Origin of the sequence: Acinetobacter sp. YH1901141 (assembly GCF_013416935.1) — a bacterium.
Classification (GTDB): domain Bacteria; phylum Pseudomonadota; class Gammaproteobacteria; order Pseudomonadales; family Moraxellaceae; genus Acinetobacter; species Acinetobacter towneri.
The window spans coordinates 1-1,206 of record NZ_VPEY01000078.1; the positions used below are offsets into that span (position 1 = coordinate 1).

At 59.5% G+C, this 1,206-nt stretch carries 1 protein-coding gene and 1 pseudogene; both read right to left on the reverse strand.

The window, feature by feature from the left end; translation table 11 throughout:
• Positions 1 to 209 (reverse strand): annotated as a pseudogene (gene glmM, locus FTV52_RS14550) (phosphoglucosamine mutase); the annotation flags it as partial.
• A gap of 86 nt (positions 210 to 295) precedes the next feature.
• The gene (gene sul2, locus FTV52_RS14555; RefSeq protein ID WP_001043260.1) at positions 296 to 1,111 is read right to left on the reverse strand and encodes a sulfonamide-resistant dihydropteroate synthase Sul2; all 816 of its coding nucleotides are present in this window, start codon (positions 1,109 to 1,111) and stop codon (positions 296 to 298) included.
• Positions 1,112 to 1,206: the final 95 nt, after the last annotated feature.

Consider the following 1,206-nt stretch of genomic DNA (forward strand, 5'->3'; position numbering starts at 1 on the left):
CCCATCGAGGTGAAACCGGCTGTGAGCGCGGGTTCAAGCATATAGCCCGACAGGCGCGTATCCTTGCCGATCACGACACGATGGCGGTGGTCACCGCGACGAAAGACACGGCCAGCCGCCATGCCGACGCGCAAGGCGGTTTCCGCCGTCATCGCGCCTTCGTTGGCTTTGCCACGAATACCGTCTGTGCCGAAATATTTGCGCACCATAAGGTCGATTATCCTGTCGTCGGGTCGCCCTCAAAGGGGACATGCCTGCTGAACCGCGAATATAGAGAAATATCCCGAATGTGCAGTTAACGAATTCTTGCGGTTTCTTTCAGCGCCGCCAATACCGCCAGCCCGTCGCGCAAGGGGCGCGGCTCGTGTGTGCGGATGAAGTCAGCTCCACCTGCGGCGGCGGCAAGCTCTGCAGCGAGTGTCGCGGCCCCGACATCCCCCGGACCACGGCCTGTGAGCGCGCGCAGAAAGGATTTGCGCGAAACAGACAGAAGCACCGGCAAATCGAAGCGCAGCCGCAATTCATCGAACCGCGCCAGCACCGAGAGCGAGGTTTCGGGAGCAGCCCCCAGAAAAAACCCCATGCCGGGATCAAGGACAAGGCGGTTGCGTTTGATACCGGCACCCGTCAGCGCCGCGATGCGCGCGTCAAAGAACGCCGCAATGTGATCCATGATGTCGCCAGCGGGTGCCTCGCGCCGATCTGCCTGCCCGTCTTGCACCGAATGCATAACGACGAGTTTGGCAGATGATTTCGCCAATTGCGGATAGAACGCAGCGTCTGGAAAACCGCGAATATCATTGAGATAGGCCACACCACGCGACAAGGCATAGGCTTGCGTCGCGGGTTGATAACTGTCGAGCGAGACGGGAATGCCATCTGCCTTGAGCGCGTCCAGCACCGGCGCGATACGCGCGATTTCTGTGTCGGACGAAACAGGCGCGGCGTCGGGATTGCTGGATGCCGGACCGAGGTCGATCACATCTGCCCCCTCGGCCATCAGCTTACGCGCCTGCGCAATGGCTGCGTCTGGCGCCAGATACCGGCCTCCATCGGAGAAACTGTCCGAGGTTATGTTGACGATGCCGAAAATGATGAGCGATTTATTCATGGGGGCTTCTATAATAATAATAATCGAGCATGAGTCTCATACGGATGCTCGGGTCGAAAGGGAATCCCCAGGCGAGTAACCTGTTTGCGGTGATC